Source organism: Streptomyces sp. NPDC102437 (assembly GCF_044765565.1).
GTDB lineage: Bacteria > Actinomycetota > Actinomycetes > Streptomycetales > Streptomycetaceae > Streptomyces.
Genome location: NZ_JBIWKI010000055.1, coordinates 1 through 21,487 on the forward strand (window position 1 = coordinate 1; position 21,487 = coordinate 21,487).

Genomic DNA, 21,487 nt, shown 5'->3' on the forward strand with positions numbered 1-21,487 from the left:
CCCGCCCCCCCCCCCCCCCCGGCCGGGGGGGGCCCCCCCCCCCCCGGGGCGGGGGCCCCCCCCCCCCGCCCCCCCCCCCCCCCGCGGCTCTGTCGTACCGAGGTGTTACGCGGTCAGGCAGACTTCCTGCTGTCCCGCGGGTGTACGGCGATGTTCATGGCTCCGGAGCGCAGAACCGCAAGCCTCTCGGCGAGCACTTCTTCCAGCTCCTCGCGTGTGCGCCGCTCCATGAGCATGTCCCAGTGCGTACGCGCAGGCTTGCCCTTCTTCTCCTCGGGGCCATCCCCGTCCACCAGGAGTGCCATGGCGCCACACGCCTTGCACTCCCACTCCGGCGGAATTTCCGCCTCTACCGAGAACGGCATCTCAAATCGATGTCCGTTCTGGCATGCGTACTCCACCGCCTGGCGCGGGGCCAGATCGATGCCGCGGTCCGTCTCGTAGCTGGTAACCACGAGTCGCGTGCCGCGGAGAGCTCGCTCACTCATGAATCGTGCCTCCCGGGCTTGTCGCCCACAGGACAGGTGTCGCTGTCGTCGTCATCCGGTCAACGTCCGGTCGGCGGTAAAGATTCCCGTTGCCGGTCATGCGTCGCCCGTCGTGCCGCTGCTTTTTCAGGTTTCCCAGGGTTTCAAGTACCCAGCGATGCCCGGTTTGTCACATCTGACGAAAGTTGTCACCCAACAGTTCGGTGTCTTCCGCTCGCAGTAACGGTCCTCCGGGCAGGCCAAAGGCGTACACTACCGGCCTTTGACTTCAACGTCTAAATCCGTTCCGGAACGGGATTGCCGGCGGCCGCCACGGCCCGCCGTACCGGCACCCTCGCGAGCAGCACGGAACCGACCACGAAGAAGATCACCAACGAGATGATCGCATCCCGGTAGCTGCCGGTCAGCTGGTACGCGAGTCCGAACACCAATGGCCCCAGCCAGCTCAGTCCGCGGTCGCTCATCTCGTACGCGGAGAAGTACTCGGCCTCCTTGCCGCGCGGCACCAGATGGGAGAACAGCGAGCGCGACAGTGCCTGGCTGCCGCCCAGGACCAGGCCGATCGCCGACGCCAGCGCATAGAAGTAGACCGGCGCCCCGGCGGGGAGGAAGTAACCGGTGACGAGAATCAGCGTCCAGACGACGAGCGAGCCGAGGATCGTGCGCTTCGCGCCGTACGACCGGGCCAGCTGGCCCATCCCCAGCGCTCCGGCCACCGCGAGCACCTGCACCAGCAGCACCGCCGTGATCAGGGTCGTCTGATCGAGGTCCAGCTCCTCCGAGCCGTACACCGAGGCCTGGGAGATCACCGTCTGCACGCCGTCGTTGTAGATTAGGTACGCCAGCAGGAAGGAGAGCGTCAGCGGATGGCGGCGCATGTCGCGCAGGGTGGCCATCAGCTGCCGCCACCCCGAACCGACCGCACCCTCGCCGCCCGGCGCCACCTGCCGGTCGCGCAGCCTGCGCAGCGGCACGATCGTGAAGGCACCCCACCACAGGCCCGCCGACGCGAGGCAGATCCGCACCGAGTCGGACTCGGACAGGCCGAAGGAGTCGTGGCCCGTGTACAGGACCAGGTTCAGGACCAGGACGAGCGCACCCGAGGTGTATCCGAAGGCCCAGCCGCGCGAGGAGACCGTGTCCCGCTCCTCCGGTCCGGCGATCTGCGGCAGATACGCGTTGTAGAGCACCATCGACACCGAGATCGCGGCGTTCGCCACGATCAGGAGGAAGGCGCCCAGCAGATAGCGGTGGCCGTCCAGGAAGAACATGCCGGCGGTCGCGACGGCTCCTGTGTAGGCGGCGGCCGCCAGCAGCGGCTTCTTGCGCCCCGTACGGTCAGCGGCGGCGCCCACGATCGGCATCATGATCACCGCGACCACGACGGACACCGAGACCGCGTAGGCGAACAGCGACCCGGCGCGGACCGGAATGCCGAGCGGGTGCACGAAGCCGTCGGCGTCGGCGGCCGCCTTGGCTATCGAGGTGAGATAGGGGCCGATGAAGACCGTCAGGACGCTCGTCGAGTAGACGGAGCAGGCGAAGTCGTAGAAATACCAGCCGTGTTGTTCACGTCTGCGGCTCGCGGCCTCGGCGGCATCCGCTGTCGGTTCCGTCGGTCCAGCGGTTTCCGCGGTCTCGGCGCTCAACCCGCACCCCCTCGTCTCTCCCCGTGAAGACGTCGCACGGCCGGTGTCAGGCCCAGGCTCCCCGTCCGCTCAGCACCGTGCGCAGCGTCTCGATGTGATCGGTCATGATGCCATCCACGCCGAGGTCGAGGAGCGCGGCCATCCGCTCGGGTTCGTTCACGGTCCAGACGTGCACCTGGAGCCCGCGTGAGTGCGCCTCTCGCACGAAGCGCCGGTCGACCACCCGGACGCCGTTCTGGCTCTCCGGCACCTGCGCGCATACCGCGCCGGCCCGCAGCGCCGCCGGTATTCCGTACGAGCGCAGCCGCAGGCCCAGCACCCCCCGGACGCCGTAGGAGGTGGCGAGCCGGGGGCCCGCCAGCCGGTGGGCCCTGGCGACCCGGGCCTCCGAGAAGGAGCCGACGCACACTCGGTCCCAGGCGTTCGTCCGGCGGATAAGTTCGATCAGCGGGGCCAGAGCGGTCCCGGCCTTGATGTCGACGTTCCAGCGGGCCCCGGGGAAGGTCTCCAGGAGTTCCTCGAAGAGCGGCAGCGGCTCCCGGCCCGCCACCCTGGCCCGCCGCACCTCGCTCCACGGCAGTTCGGCTATCCGGCCGCGGGCATCCGTCACCCGGTCCAGGGTGGAGTCGTGGAAGGCCACCAGACGGCCGTCCGACGTGGTGTGCACATCGGTCTCGAAGTAGCGGTACCCGGCGTCGGCCGCCCGGCGGAAAGCGGCCGTGGTGTTCTCGATCCCGTCCGCCGCGCCGCCGCGATGGGCGAAGGGGATCGTCGCGGGATGGTCCAGATAGGGGTGGCGTACTGAGGTCACTCCGGAAGTATGGCCTGCTCCGGTGTCCGGGCGGTGACGGCACCGTCGCCGTCGTCCGGCGCGGATGCGACGGCCTCCCCGCGGGCCTCGCCCTTCCCGGCGCCGCCCCCGTCGGCCCCGGTCTCCGCGCCGACCGCGAAGAAGCGCAGGAAGAACTGGGCGAGCGGGCCGATGGCCAGGGCGTACACGACCGTGCCCGCGCCGAGGGTGCCACCGAGCAGGAAGCCGGTCACCACGACCGCCACCTCCAGCAGCGTCCGCACCAGCCGGATCGAGCGGCCGGTCAGCCGGTGCAGCCCGGTCATGAGCCCGTCACGAGGGCCGGGGCCGAACCGTGCCGCGATGTACAGCCCCGTGGCGACGCCGTTGACCACGACCCCCGCGGCCATCACGGCGATCTGCGCGGCGAGGCCGTGCACGTCGGGCACCAGCGCCAGCGAGCCGTCCATGGCTATGCCCACGACGAAGACATTGGAGACGGTGCCCAGGCCCGGACGCTGCCTGATCGGGATCCACAGCAGCAGCACGGCCGCGCCGACGATGATCGAGACGACCCCGATGGACAGGCCGGTGCGCTCGGCGAGCCCCTGATGCAGCACGCCCCAGGGTTCGAGCCCCAGACCGGCCCGGACCAGCAGCGCCGCACTTGTCCCGTACAGCGCGAGACCGACGTACAGCTGGATCAGCCGACGGGTGAGGTGCGCCCCGCGAGGGACGGCTGTGATGGACAAAGGTGCCCCCTGGTGTGGTGGTAGTGGACTGATGCGTGTCACTCTGTGGCAGGGGATTGGCTGCCAACTATGGCCAATCCGAGGAAGGTGGACTGATTTCCATGGCTCAGTGGACTTCGGCAGTGGGCGCGGCCCAGCTCGCCCGGCAGCTCCGGGCCCAGCAGCCCCGGCCCGCCGGACCGGGCACCCGCAAGCCGCCCGCCTATCGCGCGCTGGCCGACGGGATCCGTCTGCTCGTCCTCGAAGGCCGGGTGCCCGTCGCCGCCAGGCTCCCAGCCGAACGCGAACTGGCGCTCGCCCTCTCCGTCAGCCGCACCACCGTCGCCGCCGCCTACGAGGCGCTGCGGACCGAGGGGTTCCTGGAGTCCCGGCGGGGAGCCGGCAGCTGGACCGCCGTGCCCGCCGGGAACACGCTGCCGGCGCGCGGACTGGAACCGCTGCCCCCGGAGGCCCTCGGTTCGATGATCGACCTGGGCTGTGCCTCGCTGCCCGCCCCCGAGCCGTGGCTGACCCGGGCGTTCCAGGGCGCCATCGAGGAGCTCGCTCCGTACGCCCACACCCACGGCGACTACCCGGCCGGGCTGCCCGCGCTGCGGCAGATGATCGCGGACCGCTACACCCGGCGCGGGATCCCGACCATGCCCGAACAGATCATGGTCACCACCGGCGCGATGGGGGCGATCGACGCGATCTGCCACCTCTTCGCGGGCCGGGGCGAGCGGATCGCGGTGGAGTCCCCGAGTTACGCCAACATCCTGCAGCTGATGCGGGAGGCGGGCGCCCGGCTGGTGCCGGTGGCGATGGAGGAGGGGCTCGGCGGCTGGGACATGAACCGGTGGCGGCAGGTGCTGCGGGACGCGGCGCCGCGGCTCGCTTATGTGGTCGCCGACTTCCACAACCCCACCGGCGCGCTGGCCGACGAGGACCGGCGGCGTGACCTCGTGGACGCGGCCCGCTCCGCCGGTACGGTCCTGGTCGTCGACGAGACCATGACCGAGCTCTGCCTCGACCCCGATGTGCGGATGCCCCGACGGGTCTGCGCCTTCGATCCCGCGGGCTCCACCGTGATCACGGTCGGATCGGCGAGCAAGGCATTCTGGGCGGGCATGCGGATCGGCTGGGTGCGCGCCGCCCCGGACGTGATCCGCAGCCTGGTGGCCGCCCGCGCCTACGCCGACATGGGCACCCCTGTCCTGGAACAGCTCGCCCTGAACTGGCTGTTGCGCACCGGCGGCTGGGAGGAGGCCGTGCAGGTCCGGCGCGGACAGGCGAGGGAGAACCGGGACGCGCTCGTCACCGCGGTCCGCCGGGAGCTGCCCGACTGGGACTTCTCGGTCCCGGACGGCGGCCTGACGCTCTGGGTGCGGACCGGCGGCCTCTCAGGCTCCCGGCTGGCGGTGGCCGGGGAGCGGGTCGGGGTCCGCGTTCCGTCCGGTCCCCGGTTCGGGGTCGACGGTGCCTTCGAGGGGTACGTACGGCTGCCGTTCACGGTCGCGGGGCCGGTCGCGGACGAGGCTGCGGTACGGCTCGCGGCGGCGGCGCAACTGGTCGGGTCGGGAGCGGGCGTGGGGGCCGAGACGCCGCGTACGTTCGTCGCCTGACCCGGGAAGCGGGTGAAGGGTGGCCGCCCCGCCACCCCTCGGGCGGATCCCCTCAGTCGGTGACCGCCATGCCGTCGACGGCCACGGCCACGCCGCGCGGCAGCGCCGGCTCAGGGACGTTCGTCCCGGTCGGCGCGGCCGTCTCGGCCGGTACGGCCGCCTCGACGGGTGCCTGCCGTTCGGGGAGCAGCCCGAGGACCGCCTGCCGCTCCGCCTCGCCGGTCGCCTCGTCGTACGGATCGGGCGTGGCCGGGACCTGGAGCCGGAGCACCGGACCGGTGCCGAGCCGCGCGTAGCCGCGGCCGGGCGGGACATCGGGGGCCGGGGTGGTGTGCGGCTCGGTCCCGAGCACCGACTCCACCTGCTCGCGGGAGCAGTGGCCGAGCGCCACCCGGGCCCGGCAGTGCGTTCGTACGGTCTCGCCGAGGGCGTCCAGGCCGTCGAACTGATCGGACAGCACGACGGTCACGTTGGCCGCCCTGCCGTGCCGCAGCGGCACCTGGAGCAGCTCCAGGGGATCGGGCCCGCCGCCGGCGACGGCCAGGTGGGCGAGGGCGCCGGGGCGGTCCAGCAGGATCCAGAGCGGGCGCCGGGTGTCGTCGGGCGCGGGGTGGCCGGACTGCCGGGCCCGGTTCGCGGCGCTCAGTCGGCGTTCCGTCTCGTGGGCCGCCCACTCCAGCGTCGCCAGAGCGCCGGCGAGCCCGCACTCCACGGCCAGGACGCCGTCGCGCCCGGCCAGAAACGCGTACTCGCCGGTCCCGCTGCCTTCGACGATTAGGATGTCGCCGTGCTGGAGCGCCTGGAGGGCGATGGAGCGCAGCAGGGTCGTGGTGCCGCTGCCGGGCTGCCCGACCACCAGGAGATGCGGCTCGGTGGAGCGGGCGCCGGTCCGCCAGACGACCGGCGGGGCGTCGCGGGTGGCGTCGCCGTCGTGCACCGGAACGGTGCGCTGCACCGCGTCGCCGTCCGTGAAGCCAAGTACGGTCTCGCCGGGGGCGGTGACGAAGCGCTGGGCGCCGATCGAGGTGGGCAGGGCGCCGAGGACGCTCATGACGAGCCGGTTGGCCTCCTCGTCCCAGGCGAAGCGGTACTCGCGGCCGCGGCCGGACTTGGCGTGCAGCAGCCGCTCGATCCTGGCCCGGGAGTCGGCCTCGCTGTCGGTGAAGTACGCGGGGTACGTCACCTGGAGACGGGTCAGCCGCCCGTCGGTGTCGAACTCGTAGCCGCTGAAGGCCTTCTCCCAGTCACCGCCGTGGGAGAACAGCGGACCGGGGTCGTCGGCCACCGAGAAGTACGGCACGAGCGCCTCGTACAGGGACCGCAGCCGCGCGGTCTCCGCCTCGCCGGGACCGCTCTTCACCGGGGTCCGCTCGCGCCCCGCCCAGGCTGCCGCGCCCATCACCGTGACCAGGGCGATCAGGCCCCCGTACGGCATGAGCGCGAACGCGAAGACGCAGGCCGCGACGACGAACAGCGTGGGGCCACGCTTGTCCTTGGGCGTCGCGGCCCACTTCTGCCGTCCGGCCGCGGCCAGCACCCGCAGACCACGGGTGATCGTGATCAGCGGATGGAGGACGTCCGTGGCGTTGTCGGCGGCCGTGCGCGCGAACTCGCGACTGCGAGTGATCGAGGCGCTGCCGCTGCTCAGAATGCGGGGGAGTGGTCGCCGGGCCACGTCGGTCTCCTGGGGGTGGGAACGGTCGCGGACGGTCAGAACTTGATCCCGCCCAGGAGGCCGGCGAGACTCGCGCCGCCCGCCGTGATGCTCGGTGCGATGGCGGTCCCTGCCAGATAGAAGCCGAACAGGGCAGTGACGAGGGCGTGTGAGGCCTTGAGGCCGTCCTTCCTGAAGAACAGGAAGACGATGATGCCGAGGATGACGACGCCTGACATGGACAGGATCATGAGTGGTTCTCCTGGTTGGGGGGACAGTCACCATGAGTCCTTCCAGGTTCACCGGAAGTATCTATACGATAAAAGCTGCATTTGAGTGAAAAGTCGTTATTTTCACTTGAATGGCCGCCAGGGTGATCCCGGTGCGGCGGAACAATCGATGTCGCGTACTGTTCCGGCGCACCATTCGTGATCCTTTGCCACGGGTGGGCCGGGTCATGTGCCCGGTCGGGCAGTACCCTGTCGATTCACTCGTACGGCCCCCACGGCGTACGTCCCGGCAGGTCGACAGCGGTGAAACCGATTGATGGAAGGCGGTCCGTCCGATGAGCGAAACACCCGATCCCGAGGTGGTCGAGCTGGCGACGAAGGTCTTCGACCTCGCTCGCCGGGGTGAGACCGACGCGCTCGCCGCGTACGTCGACGCGGGCGTCCCCGCGAACCTCACCAACGACCGGGGCGATTCGCTGCTGATGCTCGCCGCCTACCACGGCCACGCCGCCGCCGTCACGGCCCTCGTCGTCCGGGGCGCCGACCCGGACCGGGCCAACGACCGCGGGCAGACGCCGCTCGCCGGGGCCGTCTTCAAGGGCGAGGACGCGGTGATCGAGGCGCTGCTCTCCGCCGGGGCCGATCCGGCCGCCGGAACACCCTCCGCCCTGGACACGGCCCGCATGTTCGGCAAGGCCGACCTGCTGGAACTCTTCGGTTCCCGCCGACCGGGTACGCCGTAAATGTGGTCGCGGTGGCGAAATGGCTGGGTCATCATGACGTCGCGGGCCCGGCTCCGGGCCACCGACGAGAGGCAGAGGAAGATGGTCTACACCAAGCAGAAGACGGCGGTCGGCCGATCATGTTGCTGCGCGGCGTAGTGCCCACCCGGCACTTGGAACTGCACAGTCCCGGTTGCGTCGACAGCTTGATGTGAGGCTTTTTCCATGTTTGATCCGTTCATAGCGCCGAGCGGTACCCTGCTCGGCCTGCTGCAGAGGGGCCGCGGCGACGGCACGCTCCACGCGCTCGCCGCATCACGCCCCGAGGCCCTGGCGGCTCTCAACCACTGCGTCCTGAGCGATCCGCGTCACGACTGGCAGGTGGAGAACCGCTCCCTCTACTACGCACGCCTCTACCTCGACCTCGACGGCGGCATCGAGGAGATCGAGCGGCACCTGTGCGATCCCGACGACCACCTCGACACCGACGACTCGCGTACCGGGCTGGCCCTGGCCGTGCTCGGCCACCTCGCCTCGTACGGACGCGGCGACGCCCTGGCCCTGCTGCGGCGGTACGCCGCGACCGGCGCCAACTGGGCCTGGGCCCTGGATGAACTCGCCCTGCGCGACGACGACGCCGGACTCCGTGCCCTCGCCGTACCCGTGCTCGGCCGGTTCCCGGCCACCGAGGAGGGCGCGGCCGAACTGGCCGCCACCGTGCGGGACGCCTACGAGCCCCGCCCCTGGCGGCTCTGGGCGGAGGACCCGCGCGACGAGATCGGCGCCAGGGTCCGAGCCGCCTCGGAGCAGGGCTCGTTCGACCGCTGGCAGCGCCAGATGCGCCCCGGCGGCCCCCGTCCGGGCTGGAGCGTCCAGGCGGTCTTCGACTGGGCCCAGCAGGGGCTCGAACGCGGCAGCACCCTCCATGTGCCGGCCGCCCGCTGCCTCACCGCCGTCGCGGCCCCCGAGGACCGGCCCACGATCGTCGAGGCCGCCCGCAGCGGCCCCGACGGCGCACGCTGCGCCGCCCTGCACTATCTCGCGGAGGCCAGGGACCCGGCCGTGCTCGACCTGATCGAGGCCGGAGCGGTCAGCGCCTCGCGCACCGTCGCCGACGCGTCCGTCTCCGCCTTCGAGCGGATGTGCGGCGACGCGGCGGTGGAACGCGCCCGGAGCTGGGCCCGGCGGCCCGACGCGCTCGGCGCGTCCGCGGCCGGTGTGCTCGCCTGCCGGGGCGGCGCCCAGGACGCCTCACTGGTCCTCGGCGCACTGCGCGCGGCCGTACGGGGCGACGGACCGGACGCACCACGGCTGTGGACCCTCGTCGACGGCGCGGGACGGCTCGGCATCGGATGTGCCGCACCCGTACTGCGGCACATCTACCGGGAGACGTCCTCCTCGCACCTGCGCGGCCGGGCGGCCCGCGCACTGGCCGCCACCGACCCCTCCTTCGCCACCGGATTCGCCGTCGAATGCCTGTGGGACTGCGAGGAGACCACCCGCGAGGTGGCCGCACTCCACGCGGAGACCGGGGACATCAGGGTCGCGGAGCGGCTCCGCCGCCTCGCCGCGGACCCGGCCGAGGAGGCCGAGGTGCAGACGGCGGTACGCAGCCGGATCGGGCCCGACACCCCCGCGGCCTGACCGGGTCACGCACAGCGACGCGCGTCGGGGGGGCGCGCGGCGCGAACGAGCGGGTCTCGGCCCAAAGGCTCGGACGCGCCCGGTTCAAGCGCTCATGGGACGTTCCCCGGCGGAAAGATCCAAGCCCGGCCCGGTCAGGTCCGGCGCGCGACAACACGGACATGCGTGTCGTCATCGTCACCGAATCCCTCCCGCCCGATGCCGGCGGCGTGGCCCACTGCACCCTGCAGACGTCCCGTCACCTCGTCGCCCGCGGCCACGAACCGCTCGTCATGGCCCCGGCCCCGGCCGTCGCGACGACCAGGTCCCGCCCGGACGGCCCGTTCGACGCCGAATCCCCCTGCCCGGATACCTCCAGGTCCTGGTCGCGCTTCCGGGCAGGCGACCGACCACCGCCCTCACCGCCCACCGCGCCGAGGAAGCCCTGCGGAGCGCGTCGCCGTACAGCCGCAGCCGGCCGTGCCCTCTGGTCCGCTGTCCGCGCCGCGGGCCAGTATGGAGGGATGACCGGACGCTGGGAGTTCTGGATCGACCGTGGCGGGACGTTCACCGATGTCGTGGGCCGGGACCCGGACGGGCATCTGGTCACCCGCAAGCTGCTCTCCCACGACCCGGACCGCTACCGCGACGCCGCCGTGGCCGGAATCCGGGCACTGCTCGGCCTCGGCCCCACCGACCCGGTCCCCGCCGACCGGGTCGCAGCGGTGCGGATCGGCACCACCGTCGCCACCAACGCACTGCTGGAGCGGCACGGCGAGCCGACCGTCCTGGTCATCACGGAGGGCTTCCGGGACGCGCTGCGCATCGCGTACCAGAACCGGCCGCGCCTCTTCGATCGCCGCATCCTGCTGCCCGAGGCCGTCTACGAGCGGGTGATCGAGGTCCCCGAGCGGATCGACGCCCGCGGCCGGGTCGTCACCCCGCTGGACCGGGCAGCGGTCGCCGAGCGGCTGAGGGCGGCCCACGCCGAGGGACTGCGCAGCGCGGCCGTCGTCCTGATGCACGGCTACCGCCACCCCGGACACGAGAGCGCCGTGGCCGACGCGGCCCGCGAGGCGGGCTTCACCCAGGTCAGCTGCTCGCACGAGGTGAGTCCGCTGATCAAACTGGTGCCACGCGGCGACACCACCGTCGTCGACGCCTACCTCTCGCCGATCCTGCGCCGGTACGTCGACGAGGTCGCCGGTGAACTCGACGGCATCCGGCTGATGTTCATGCAGTCCAACGGCGGGCTGCGCGAGGCCTCCCACTTCCGGGGCAAGGACGCGGTGCTCTCCGGCCCCGCAGGTGGTGTGGTCGGCATGGCCCGCACCTCCGAACAGGCCGGATTCGGGCGGGTCATCGGCTTCGACATGGGTGGCACGTCCACCGACGTCTCGCACTACGCGGGCGAGTTCGAGCGCGAACTCGGTACCCAGGTCGCCGGGGTACGGATGCGTGCCCCGATGATGAGCATCCACACCGTCGCGGCCGGCGGCGGCTCCGTGCTGCACTTCGACGGCCGGCGCTACCGGGTCGGCCCCGACTCGGCGGGCGCGACGCCCGGCCCCGCCTGCTACCGCCGCGGCGGTCCGCTGACCGTCACCGATGCCAATGTGATGCTCGGCCGGATCCAGCCCGCGCACTTCCCGGCCGTGTTCGGACCGGACGGCGACCTCCCGCTCGACGCGGACCTGGTCCGCAAGCGCTTCGACGCGCTCGCCGAGGACGTCGCACGCGCCACCGGAACCCGGCGCACGGCCGCCGAGACCGCCGCCGGCTTCCTGGAGATCGCCGTGCTCAACATGGCGAACGCGGTCAAGAAGATCTCCGTGCAGCGCGGGCACGACATCACCCGCTACGCCTTGACCGGCTTCGGCGGCGCCGGTGGCCAGCATGTCTGCGCCGTCGCCGACTCGCTGGGCATCGACACGGTTCTCGTACCGCCGTTGGCGGGTGTGCTGTCCGCGTACGGGATCGGCCTCGCCGACGCCACCGCGATGCGCGAGCAGTCGGTGGAGGCGGAGCTGAACGAGGCGACCCGGACCGCGATCGGCGGACTCTGTGACGAACTGGCCGCCCGGACCCGCGCCGAACTGCGTGCCGACGCCGTACCCGACACCGTGATCAGCACCCGTGCCCGGGTACTGCTGCGCTACGCCGATACGGACTCCAGCCTGCCCGTCGACCTGGACACCGCACCCGCCATGGCCGAGGCGTTCACCGCCGAGCACCGGGCGCGCTACGCGTTCACCATGGACAAGCCCCTGGTTGTCGAGGCGGTGTCGGTCGAGGCGACCGGAACGGCGGGCCGGCACCGGCCCCGCCCGGCCGGCCGGGATCCCCGCCCGGGAACCCGGCCCCGACCGCACGACACCGTGCGGATGTTCGCCGACGGCCGATGGCAGGACACCCCGCTCCACCGCCGCGAGGACCTCCGCACCGCCGACACCGTGACCGGCCCCGCCGTGATCGCAGAGGCGGACGCCACCACCGTCGTCGATCCGGGCTGGCAGGCCACGCTCCACGGCACCGGCCATCTGCTGCTCACCAGGGTCCGCCCGCGCCCGGACCGTACCGCCGTCGGCACCCGGGTCGACCCCGTCATGCTGGAGGTCTTCAACAACCTCTTCATGTCGATCGCCGAGCAGATGGGCGTGCGCCTGGAGAACACGGCCCACTCCGTCAACATCAAGGAGCGGCTCGACTTCTCCTGCGCGCTCTTCGACGCGGACGGCGATCTGATCGCCAACGCCCCGCACATCCCCGTCCACCTCGGCTCGATGGGGGAGTCCATCAAGGAGGTGCTGCGGCGCAACGGTGAGGCGCTGCGGCCCGGCGACGTGTACGCCATCAACGATCCGTACCACGGGGGAACCCACCTGCCCGACGTGACCGTGGTGACACCCGTGTTCGGAGGGGCCGACGGCGAGCGGCCGGAGCTGCGCTTCCTCGTGGCCTCACGTGGACACCACGCCGAGATCGGCGGCATCACCCCCGGCTCCATGCCCGCCTTCAGCCGCACCATCCACGAGGAGGGGGTGCTGTTCGACAACTGGCTGCTGGTGCGCGACGGCAGGTTCCGCGAGGACGAGACGCGCGAACTGCTCACCACCGCCGCGTACCCCTCGCGCGACCCGGAGGCCAACCTCGCCGACCTGCGCGCCCAGATCGCCGCGAACGAGAAGGGCATCGCCGAACTCCGCCGCATGACCGAACAGTTCGGGCCCGATGCCGTCGCCGCGTACATGCGGCACGTACAGGACAACGCCGAGGAGTCCGTCCGCCGGATCATCGCCGCACTGCACGACGGCTCCTACCGCTACGAGACCGACAACGGCGCGGTCATCGAGGTCGCCCTCACCGTGGACCGGGCCGCCCGCGGCGCGGTCGTCGACTTCACCGGCACCTCACCGCAGCAGCCGGGCAACTTCAACGCGCCGAAATCCGTGGTCATGGCGGCCGTGCTCTATGTCTTCCGGACCCTGGTCGACGACGACATCCCCCTCAACAGCGGCTGCCTCAAACCCGTGGAGGTCCGGATCCCGCAAGGCTCCATGCTGGCGCCTGTCCACCCGGCGGCCACCGTCGCGGGGAACGTGGAGACGTCCCAGGCCGTCACCGGCGCCCTGTACGCGGCCCTCGGCATCCAGGCCGAGGGCTCGGGCACCATGAACAACCTCACCTTCGGCAACGAACGCGTCCAGTACTACGAGACCGTGGCGAGCGGCTCCGGCGCGGGCGACGGCTTCGACGGCGCCGACGCCGTACAGACCCACATGACCAACTCCCGCCTCACCGACCCCGAAGTCCTCGAATGGCGCTACCCCGTCCTGCTGGAGAGCTTCCGGGTCCGTGAGGGCAGCGGCGGCGACGGGCGCTGGCACGGCGGCCGCGGCGTGGAGCGGCGCATCCGCTTCCTGGAGCCCGTCACCGTGGCGCTGCTCTCCGGCCACCGCCGTGTCCGGCCGTACGGCATGGCGGGCGGCGGACCCGGCGCACGGGGCGACCAGCACATCGAGCACCCGGGCGACCGGGCGGTCACCGTGCTGCGCGGCTGCGACACGGCCGAGCTGGCACCGGGGGACGTTCTGGTGCTGCGTACACCTGGCGGCGGAGGCTACGGAACCCCGCGACCGGGCCGCGACCACGGAGCGGAGCGCGGCGGAAGACAGGGTGCGGAACACGGCGGAGAGAACGGCGGCGAGAGCACCGGAGGAGACGGCGGGAAACGGCCCTGACACCGCTGCCGGCCGGCCCCGGGCAGGGGTCGCTTCTGCGCCGTTTCGACCGTTGTCGGTCCGAGGACCTAATCTGTGCACCGTGACTTCGCCTGCCTGCACGGACAACGCTGCGCCCCAGCTCAGCGCGGGGCCGCGGCCCGCCCCTGGCCCGGCCGCCGACGAGGGGCTCTCGCGGCGGCTGCGCGCGCTCGCCTGCACGGCGCCGCTGCATGATCTCGATGTGCGCAAGGCGAATCTGGCCGGTGAGTACACGGTCTACGCGATGGCCGAGGTCGCGCTCGCCGCGATCGACCTCGTCACCCTCAACATGGACTTCGACACGGGTGCCGACCACGACCAGATAGTGGCCAGACTGCTGCCCCGCGTCGCCGCCCAGGCCCCGGGCCGTCCGGTGGTCGAGCACGAGCGGGTCGCCCGCTGGGTGCTGGAGAACCTGATCAACGTCGGCAGCGTGGACCGCGGGTTCCGCGCGGTGTACGGCACCTTCGGCCCCGACGGGGTCTACGTCCGCCGGGACTACGACTTCAAGCTGATCGAAGAAGTCCCGGGCTACGGCGGCACGGTCTACCTCCGCGCCACCGACGAAGCGGTCAACGTCCTGGTCGGCGCCCTCGACACGGACGTCACCAGTGCCCAGATCGCCGCCGAGGTGAAGCTGGAGGTCCTCATCAGCCGGGGCCGCCTCGCGGACGCCCAGCTCGCAGCCGAGCAGGCCCGCTACCGCACCGTGCAGTACGCGGAGACCCTCCGTAAGACGCTGGAGGCCACCCGGCGCAACGTCCGCGCGGTCGACTGGCTCAACGCGGTCCCCGACATGATCGCCGAAGCGCTGGACCACGTCGCAGACCGCTACCGCCACGAGAACGCGATCCTCACCAACATCCGCAAGGCGCGCGACGAGGCGGAGGAGCCCGAGCACAAGCGCCGCGCCGCCGAGCTCGTCGACATCGTCAAGGACTGCATCCGCCGCCACACCCAACTCCAGTCCCGCCTGCTGGAAGCCGGACCGCTGTTCCGCGCCGAGCAGGACCGGCAGGCCTTCGCCACCCCCACCGCCCGCACCGGCCTCGACCTGTACGGTCAGCTGGTCGCCCCGCTGCTGCCGCTCCCCGTCGAACGGGCGATCCGCGTCACCGACGCCTTCTTCGCCCGCGGCACCGGACTGCGCACCCCCACCTCGGTCAGGGTCGGCGACCTCGTCGGCATGCTGCTCACCCCGCCCCTGGAGCGGGAACACCTGGGCGCAGAGATGCCCGAGCCCGATCTGATCGCCACCCCCGACGACAGCAGGTTCAGCGAGGAGCAGCTCGCGAGCGCCATGGAGCTCCTGGACCTGGAGCACGACGCCCCGCGACGTCTCTCCGGACTCCTCGCCGAGGCCCGGCGCCGCGATCCCGAACTGCCCTACCTGGTCGCCCTGCTCGCGGTGCACGCCGCGAGCCCGCCGGTCGGCACCGCCTACCGCCAGGGTGAACAGCGGCTGTTGTTCTCCGTCGACGACGGCACACAGCTCGACGACCCGGAGTTCGGCGGCGCGGACCTGATCGTCGGCACGGCCCTGCTGGACGCGGCCGGAATGGCCGCCGACCGCACGGAGGCGTCATGACCGGCGCGGTGCGCGCGCCACATCGCGCGTCGGCCCGGCAGACCCCCGTCAAGACCCGCGCCGCGGCCACGGACCGGACCGCGCCGCCCGGGAAGACCGCCGCGAGAGCCGGCGCCGTCCACCCCGTACCCGTACCCGTGCCCGTACCGAAGAGTTTCCGCAGCAAGGAGCGACAGTCGTGAGCGACCACCGCGCACAGCATGCCGACGCGTGGAGCGAGCCGACCGCCGCGTTCCCGACCGAGGCCACCGGCCCCGTCGACCCGGTGGTCCTCGCGGCCGCGCCCTCCGTCACCCCGGCCGACGCCGCCGACGCCGCCCGGCTCGTCGCCTTCGGCCTCCAGCCCAAGCTGCTGCCCGCCCGCGACGCCGAATACGCCGAACTGCTCCGCCGCTACCGGGAGGAGCCCGCCTTCGCCCGGCTCGCCGACGCCGTGGCGACCGGACTCGGCCTCGTCGTCCTGGAGGTTTCCACCCGAGCGGGCATGGCCGTGACCGCCGGTGAGGACTCCGTCTTCGCGGTCCGCATGGGTGACTACGCCCGCCGCGCCTCCTCCGACTCCGCCGACCGCTTCCTGCACGGGCTGGCGCACCTCGCCGTCGCCGCGATGGCCTTCCCCCGCCCCGAGGACCTCGCCGACGACGCGTACATCGGCCGGATCACGGTCAACGGCGTCGACTCCTTCGTACGTCAGGCGTGCCACCGCCTGGAGGAGCGCGCAGAGGAGCACGGCGACAACACCGACCCGGCCACCGACGCCCCCGGACTCGAAGCGGCCTGGCGGATCTACGCCCGGCGCAGCTCCACCGGCGCCACGAAGGACGCCCGCCGCCTGGCCGGCTCCACCACCGGCATCGTCGGCAAGGCCGTCGCCTTCCTCACCGACTCCGGCTTCCTCCAGCGCACCGGGGACGACGCCGGGGGCGCCTTCCGCACCACCGCCCGCTACCAGCTCCAGGTCCGCGACATGGCCGGCGGCGCCGCCATGGCCGAACTGCTGGAACTCGGCGTCGTACCGGTCACCGACGGCACGGCGACACTGCTGCCGCCGCCCGACGCCGACGCCCTGGAGCTGGCCGCCGACGCCGGTCTGCCCTTCCACGCCTGACCGGCCCGCCCCACCACCGCCGTCTCCCCCGCTGCCTGAACGACGAGAGTCCGCCGCCATGTACGAGCTGTCCCGGGTCCGCCTCTACTCCATCGGGCCTGCCGGTGCGCGCTACGCCGACACCGTGCTTGACCTGCGCGGAGTGGGCGAGCCCGTGCCCAACCCCGCGCCGGCCCAGGCGGAGTTCTTCGAGGAGGAGCCGGTCGGCCCGCCGCGCCGCCCCGCCCCCGCCGGGGTGCTCTTCCTGGAGAACGGCGGCGGCAAGTCGGTGCTGCTGAAGCTGATCTTCTCGGTGATGCTGCCCGGCCACCGCAACACCCTCGGCGGCGCCAGCTCCGGCGTGCTGCGCAAGTTCCTGCTCGCCGACGACTGCGGACACGTCGCCCTGGAGTGGCAGCACACCCTCACGGGCGAGTGCGTGGTCGTCGGCAAGGTCAGCGAATGGCGCGGCCGGCAGGTCTCCAACGACCCCAGGAAGTTCGCCGAGGCCTGGTACTCCTTCCGGCCCGGACCAGGCCTCAGCCTGGACTCCCTGCCGGTCGCCGAGGCCACCTCCGTACGCCGGCCAGCCGAAGGCGTCTCCGGTGCGCAGGGCCGACGGCGCACGATGAAGGGCTTCCGTGACGCCCTGACCGAGGCGGGCAAGTTCTACCAGCACCTCGACGTGCACTGGGAAGAGATCCACGACCGCTGGAACGAACACCTCGGAGACCTCGGACTCGACCCCGAACTCTTCCGCTACCAGCGCGAGATGAACGCCGACGAGGGCGAGGCGGCTGGACTCTTCGCGGTCAAGAAGGACTCCGACTTCACCGACCTGCTGCTCCGCGCCGTCACCGACACCCGCGACACCGACGGCCTCGCCGACCTGGTGAGCGGCTTCGGCAACAAGCTGGGCCGCCGCGCCGAGCTCACCGCCGAACGCGACTTCACCGCGGGCTCGGTCGACCTGCTCGGCCGGATCGTGGAGGCCGCCGGCACCCGTTCCCGCGCCCGGGACATCCACGCGGGCGCCGAGCGCCGCACCCGTACGCTCGCCCGCAGGCTCTCCGCCCGCGCCCGGGAGGAACGCGGCCGCACCGCCGAGCTGGCCCAGCACGTGACGGGCGCCGCGCACACCGTCACCACGGCCGAGCAGGCGCGCGGCCGCAGCGCCCTGATCGCCGCCGAACTGGCCTACCGGCACGCCTCCCTGGCCCTGACCGCGGCGGAGAAGGGCGCCGCCGCCCAGCGCCGCGAGCTGGTCGACGCCCGCACCCTGCACTCCGCCTGGCAGGCCGCCGAGGCAGTGCTGCGCCACCGCGCCGCCGCCGACCGCTCCGCACGGGTCGCCGTCGCCATCCGCGAGGCCGAGCGGGACGCAGCGCCCGCGCTCGCCGCACGCGCCAAGGCCGCCGCCGACCTCGTACAGGCGCTGCACACGGCAGCCGAGGCCGGCGAAACCGTCGCCAACGAGGAGGAGGAGCGCTCCGACACCCTCCAGAGCGCGGGCGAGACCGCCCACCGGGACGCCACCATCGCTGCCACCGAGGCCCAGCGCGCCCGCAGCGAGGCCGGACATCTGCGCCAGCGCCTCGCCGAGGTCGAGCAGGAGACCGCACAGGCGGTACGGTCCGGCTGGCTCGACGACACCGCGCCGGACGCCGACCCGGCCCGCGCCGCCCTCGCCGCCAGCGACGCCGAGACCTCCGCCGTCGCCGCGTGGGACATCGCCAGGGAGGCCGCCCGCTCGGCGGCCGACGTGGCCAGGGAGGCCGCGGCCGCCGAGAGCCGCGCCGAACTCGCTGCGGCGCGCGCCGCCGACGCCGCACAGGCCGCGGAACAGTCATACGAGGCCGAGCTCAGGGCCGCCGAGTCGATCGCCGCCGACCACCGCCTCGCCGACCTGCTGGGCCTGCCCGCCGCCCACGGCAGCGGCGTGCCCAGGCCCCGCCGGGGCGCGGCAGGAACGGTCCCGTACGGCACGGACGCCACCGACCGCCGGACCGCCCCGGCGGAAGCGAGCGGCCGGGCGGACGAAACGGGCGGGTCCGCCCAGGCGGCGCACGGCCCGCACACCGTCACGGCCGAACAGGTCACTGCCCCCGAACAGCCGCTCACCGCCCAGGAATTCGACCGCAGCGCCGACGAACTGCGCGAACTGCTCGACCAGTCCATCGCCTCCGCCGAGCGCCGCCTCTTCGAACTGCGCACCGCGGCCGCCGACGACTCCCGCATCCTCGGCGCGCTCGGCGACGGCGGACTGCTGCCGCCCGGCCCCGACGTCCTGGCCACCGTGGAGTACCTCGGGGAGCACGGCATCCCCGCGCTGCCCGGCTGGCGCTACCTCGCCCAGGCAGTCGACCCCGCCGACCACGCGGCCGTCCTCGCTGCCCGTCCCGAACTCGTCGACGGCGTGGTCATCACCGACCCCGACTCGCACGCCCGCGCCCGCCGGGTCCTCAGCGGCGCCGCGCTGCTGCCGCGGTCCGCGGTCGCCGTCGGCACCGCCGCCGCGCTGCTCGCGCCTGTCCCGGCCACCGGCACAGGGGCGGCGGCGAGCACGGAGGGCGTGTTCCTCGTCCCGCCGAACCCGGCGATGCACGACGAGCACGCGGCCGACGAGGAGCGCCACGCCCTGAGGAGCCGTGCCGCCGCCCGTGACGAGGACATCCGTACCCTCGCGGCCCGCCTCACCGGCGACCGCTCCCTCGCCGCCCGCATCGGCTCCTGGCGGGCCGACTGCCCGCCAGGCATGCTCGCCGAACTCGCCGAGGCCGTCGGAGCCGCCCGCACGGCCGCCCGGACCGCCGAGGCGGAGCTGGCCGAGGCCCGTACGGTGCGCGCCGAGGCGGACGAGGCCGCCGCCGACACCGCCCGCGTCCGTGAGGAGCGCCAGGAGGCCGCCCAGCGGGCCCGCCGCGCCGCCGACGCCCTCGCGGGCCTCGCGTACCGGCTCCGTGAACGCGCGGGCTGGCAGGCGAAGCTCCGTGAACTCGTCGACGAGGCGGCCGAATCCGAAGCGCGGGCCACCGTCTGCCTGGAGCGGGCCCGCGCCGCGGACGAGGACCGCCGGGCCGCCCAGCGCGCCGCCGACGACGCCCGCCGCACCGCCCGCGCCCTGCGTGCCGAACGGGCGGAGATCGCGGGCGCCCCCGAGCACCTGCCGGAGCCCGCGGACGACGGCCCGCGCCCCGCGCTCCCCGCGCTCCGCGAGGCGTACCGGGCTGCGTCCCAGCTGTACGAGAAGGTCGGCGTCGGCGCCGATCTGCGTGCCGAACAGGCCCGCGCGGAAAGCGACGAGAGCGCCGCCCTCGCCGAACTGGACCGGCTCACCAACAAGGTCCGCACCCGCGCCGCCCAACTCCTCGAAGGCACCGACGGCGCGGACGGCCCCTCCCGGCAGGCGGCCGCCGCCCGTGCCGAGTCCCTGGTCCAGCTCCTGGAGACCAGGGCCTCCACGGCGAGCGAGCAGCTGGGCAGGCTCCGCGGCGAGGCCGAGCGCCTGGCCCCGGCCGACGGCGAGTCCCACCACACCGAACTCCCCGACGAGCTGGTTCCCGCCGACGCCGACCAGGCCCAGACCCTCCTGCGCACCGCCACGGCCGAACTGGCCGCCGCCACCGCGACCCTGGACACCGCCCGCGCCGCCCATGCCGAGCTGCTGCACGCCCACCGCATCGCCGAGGACTCGGCAGGCGGCTTCGACGAGACGGCGGCGCTCCTGCGCGACCTGCTCCGGGACCACGGCGCGGACGACGACATCGAGGCCCCCGAGCCCTACCCGGGCAGCCTCGAAGAGGCCCGGCAGTCCGCCGCCGAGGCCCGCCGCTCACTGCGCGGCTGCGCCACCGACCTGTCCGCCGCCGAGAGCGCCGTACGGGAAGCGAGCGACGTCCTCGTACGGCACGCCAACTCCACGCGCTACGAACAGGTCCGCACCCCCGCCCGTCAGCAGATCCGCGAGCTGCCGGCCGCGGCGCTGCCCGAGCACGCCGAGAAGTGGGCCGCCGCCTTCGCGCCCCGGCTCCGGGTGCTCACCGACGAGCTGGCCCAGCTGGAGCGCAACCGCGACTCCATCGTCGACCGGCTCCGCGGCCTCGTGGAGTCCGCGCTCACCACCCTGCGCTCCGCCCAGCGGCTCTCCCGGCTCCCGGAGGGACTGGGGGAGTGGTCGGGCCAGGAGTTCCTCCGCATCCGCTTCGAGGAACCCGACCAGGCGACCCTCACCGAGCGGCTCGGCGAAGTCGTCGACGAGGCGACCCGCGCCGCGCTGAAGAAGAACTCCGACCTGCGCAGGGACGGCATGTCCCTGCTGCTGCGCGGTGTGCAGGCGGCACTGGAGCCCAAGGGCATCGCCGTGGAGATCCTCAAGCCGGACGCGGTGCTGCGCGCCGAGCGCGTCCCGGTCGGGCAGATGGGCGACGTCTTCTCCGGCGGCCAGCTCCTCACCGCCGCCATCGCCCTGTACTGCACGATGGCCGCGTTGCGCAGCAACGACCGGGGCCGTGACCGGCACCAGCACCGGCACGCGGGCACGCTCTTCCTGGACAACCCCATCGGCCGTGCCAACGCCACCTATCTGCTGGAGCTCCAGCGTGCGGTCTCGGACGCCCTGGGCGTACAACTCCTCTACACGACCGGACTGTTCGACACCACGGCACTCGCCGAATTCCCCTTGGTCATCCGGCTGCGCAACGACGCGGATCTGCGTGCCGGGCTGAAGTACATCAGCGTGGAGGAGCACCTGCGCCCCGGACTGCCGCAGCAGGAACCGAACGGGGAGACGGTGCACGGCGAGATCACCGCCACCCGCATGTTCAAGCGCGCCACCACATCGCCCGGCACCGCCCCGGTCTCCAGCCCGGTCCCCGCCCCGGCTTCCTTTGACGAGTAGGGGCGGGGACCCGAGGGAACGCCCGGGGAGTTCCCTCGGGGACAGGGCCGGACGGGAAGTGGAGAGGCGGGGCCGGTCCGAAAGGCCGAGCACGCTCGCCGTCCGGGGCGCTCAGGCCCAAGGGCGAGGGAGCCTGCGGCCCAG

Annotated in this window: 14 protein-coding genes; 8 read left to right on the plus strand and 6 right to left on the minus strand. The window is 73.1% G+C overall.

The window, feature by feature from the left end; genetic code table 11:
* Nucleotides 1-113 precede the first annotated feature (113 nt).
* From ACIRJP_RS37110 to ACIRJP_RS37125, 4 genes are all read right to left on the minus strand, one after another.
* Entirely contained in the window at nucleotides 114-488 is a 375-nt protein-coding gene (locus ACIRJP_RS37110) for an RNA polymerase-binding protein RbpA (protein WP_007262928.1), read from the minus strand.
* Between the two features lie 275 nt (nucleotides 489-763).
* On the minus strand, nucleotides 764-2,137 hold the full coding sequence (locus tag ACIRJP_RS37115) for an MFS transporter (RefSeq protein ID WP_404184315.1): 1,374 nt from the start codon (nucleotides 2,135-2,137) through the stop codon (nucleotides 764-766).
* Nucleotides 2,138-2,183: 46 nt separating this feature from the next.
* Nucleotides 2,184-2,948, minus strand: coding sequence for a glycerophosphodiester phosphodiesterase (locus ACIRJP_RS37120; RefSeq protein ID WP_383725143.1), 765 nt, complete (start codon nucleotides 2,946-2,948; stop codon nucleotides 2,184-2,186).
* Nucleotides 2,945-3,679 (minus strand): YitT family protein, encoded by a 735-nt coding sequence (locus ACIRJP_RS37125; RefSeq protein ID WP_404184320.1) that lies wholly within the window; start codon nucleotides 3,677-3,679, stop codon nucleotides 2,945-2,947. The genes ACIRJP_RS37120 and ACIRJP_RS37125 overlap by 4 nt, the downstream gene beginning before the upstream one ends.
* A gap of 101 nt (nucleotides 3,680-3,780) precedes the next feature.
* Between ACIRJP_RS37125 and ACIRJP_RS37130 the strand changes: the two genes are divergently transcribed.
* The gene (locus ACIRJP_RS37130) at nucleotides 3,781-5,280 is read left to right on the plus strand and encodes a PLP-dependent aminotransferase family protein (RefSeq protein WP_404184323.1); all 1,500 of its coding nucleotides are present in this window, start codon (nucleotides 3,781-3,783) and stop codon (nucleotides 5,278-5,280) included.
* A gap of 52 nt (nucleotides 5,281-5,332) precedes the next feature.
* Here the strand turns inward: ACIRJP_RS37130 and ACIRJP_RS37135 are convergent, their stop codons facing one another.
* Together ACIRJP_RS37135 and ACIRJP_RS37140 are read right to left on the minus strand one after the other, a co-directional pair.
* Nucleotides 5,333-6,955 (minus strand): hypothetical protein, encoded by a 1,623-nt coding sequence (locus ACIRJP_RS37135; protein ID WP_404184326.1) that lies wholly within the window; start codon nucleotides 6,953-6,955, stop codon nucleotides 5,333-5,335.
* A gap of 35 nt (nucleotides 6,956-6,990) precedes the next feature.
* Nucleotides 6,991-7,185, minus strand: a complete 195-nt coding sequence (locus ACIRJP_RS37140; protein WP_018103962.1) for a hypothetical protein — start codon at nucleotides 7,183-7,185, stop codon at nucleotides 6,991-6,993.
* 314 nt (nucleotides 7,186-7,499) lie between these two features.
* Here ACIRJP_RS37140 and ACIRJP_RS37145 point away from each other — a divergent pair, with 314 nt between their 5' ends.
* From ACIRJP_RS37145 to ACIRJP_RS37175, 7 genes are all read left to right on the plus strand, one after another.
* Nucleotides 7,500-7,907 (plus strand): ankyrin repeat domain-containing protein, encoded by a 408-nt coding sequence (locus ACIRJP_RS37145; protein ID WP_404184329.1) that lies wholly within the window; start codon nucleotides 7,500-7,502, stop codon nucleotides 7,905-7,907.
* A 204-nt stretch (nucleotides 7,908-8,111) separates the two neighbouring features.
* Nucleotides 8,112-9,530: a HEAT repeat domain-containing protein gene (locus tag ACIRJP_RS37150; RefSeq protein ID WP_404184332.1), complete on the plus strand. Its 1,419-nt coding sequence runs from the start codon at nucleotides 8,112-8,114 to the stop codon at nucleotides 9,528-9,530.
* 503 nt (nucleotides 9,531-10,033) lie between these two features.
* Nucleotides 10,034-13,750 (plus strand): hydantoinase B/oxoprolinase family protein, encoded by a 3,717-nt coding sequence (locus ACIRJP_RS37155; RefSeq protein ID WP_404184335.1) that lies wholly within the window; start codon nucleotides 10,034-10,036, stop codon nucleotides 13,748-13,750.
* Between the two features lie 82 nt (nucleotides 13,751-13,832).
* Nucleotides 13,833-15,359, plus strand: coding sequence for a hypothetical protein (locus ACIRJP_RS37160; RefSeq protein WP_404184339.1), 1,527 nt, complete (start codon nucleotides 13,833-13,835; stop codon nucleotides 15,357-15,359).
* Entirely contained in the window at nucleotides 15,356-15,541 is a 186-nt protein-coding gene (locus ACIRJP_RS37165; protein ID WP_404184342.1) for a hypothetical protein, read from the plus strand. The genes ACIRJP_RS37160 and ACIRJP_RS37165 overlap by 4 nt, the downstream gene beginning before the upstream one ends.
* Entirely contained in the window at nucleotides 15,538-16,467 is a 930-nt protein-coding gene (locus ACIRJP_RS37170; RefSeq protein WP_404184345.1) for a hypothetical protein, read from the plus strand. The genes ACIRJP_RS37165 and ACIRJP_RS37170 overlap by 4 nt, the downstream gene beginning before the upstream one ends.
* Nucleotides 16,468-16,525: 58 nt before the next feature.
* Entirely contained in the window at nucleotides 16,526-21,343 is a 4,818-nt protein-coding gene (locus ACIRJP_RS37175; RefSeq protein ID WP_404184348.1) for a hypothetical protein, read from the plus strand.
* Nucleotides 21,344-21,487 lie beyond the last annotated feature (144 nt).

Excerpts from the sequence above, each read along its gene's own strand:
- ACIRJP_RS37110 (WP_007262928.1), bottom strand. The coding sequence starts at position 488 with ATGAGTGAGCGAGCTCTCCGCGGCACGCGACTCGTGGTTACCAGCTAC.
- ACIRJP_RS37130 (WP_404184323.1), top strand. The coding sequence starts at position 3,781 with ATGGCTCAGTGGACTTCGGCAGTGGGCGCGGCCCAGCTCGCCCGGCAG.
- ACIRJP_RS37140 (WP_018103962.1), bottom strand. The coding sequence starts at position 7,185 with ATGATCCTGTCCATGTCAGGCGTCGTCATCCTCGGCATCATCGTCTTC.
- ACIRJP_RS37145 (WP_404184329.1), top strand. The coding sequence starts at position 7,500 with ATGAGCGAAACACCCGATCCCGAGGTGGTCGAGCTGGCGACGAAGGTC.
- ACIRJP_RS37150 (WP_404184332.1), top strand. The coding sequence starts at position 8,112 with ATGTTTGATCCGTTCATAGCGCCGAGCGGTACCCTGCTCGGCCTGCTG.
- ACIRJP_RS37155 (WP_404184335.1), top strand. The coding sequence starts at position 10,034 with ATGACCGGACGCTGGGAGTTCTGGATCGACCGTGGCGGGACGTTCACC.
- ACIRJP_RS37165 (WP_404184342.1), top strand. The coding sequence starts at position 15,356 with ATGACCGGCGCGGTGCGCGCGCCACATCGCGCGTCGGCCCGGCAGACC.
- ACIRJP_RS37175 (WP_404184348.1), top strand. The coding sequence starts at position 16,526 with ATGTACGAGCTGTCCCGGGTCCGCCTCTACTCCATCGGGCCTGCCGGT.